1 protein-coding gene is annotated in these 393 nt (G+C 34.9%); it reads left to right on the top strand.

Going from position 1 to position 393, the window contains the following annotated elements:
* Positions 1–31: 31 nt before the first annotated feature.
* Positions 32–393 (top strand): pentapeptide repeat-containing protein (locus tag G1O98_RS38660; protein WP_163939760.1); only part of this gene is annotated, 362 nt, incomplete at its 3' end.

Here is a 393-nt window from a genome sequence, read left to right as displayed (position 1 = left end):
GATTGCTGCTTTTAACAGAACCGTAGCTGTAATGATTTCTATATTAGTAATGTTATGTCTGACTGCTGCCGTAACTGTATCTTTCTTGAAACTTACATCTAGTATAAACAGTGCATTTCTTGTATTCCTGCCTGTAGTAGTAGCAATAGCTATAGCACTGGTCAGTCTTTACATGAGTTACCAAGCAATAGAAGGAAATCAAAAATACAACTTCATTCGTAATACTGCTATTGCTATAGCTTCTAAAGGTAGTACAAATTTTCATAAAGCTGACTTGACTAATGCCAGCTTTAGGAAAGCGCAGCTTAGAAATGCAGATTTGAGAAATGCGACTTTAATAAATACTGATTTCTACCAATCTCAAATGCTTGACTATGCTCAACTTGAAAAAAC

Source organism: Nostoc sp. UIC 10630, from assembly GCF_010747425.1.
Lineage (GTDB): Bacteria > Cyanobacteriota > Cyanobacteriia > Cyanobacteriales > Nostocaceae > Nostoc.
The sequence above is the reverse complement of the archived record's forward strand: the minus strand, read 5'-3'. Positions and strand labels throughout refer to the sequence as shown.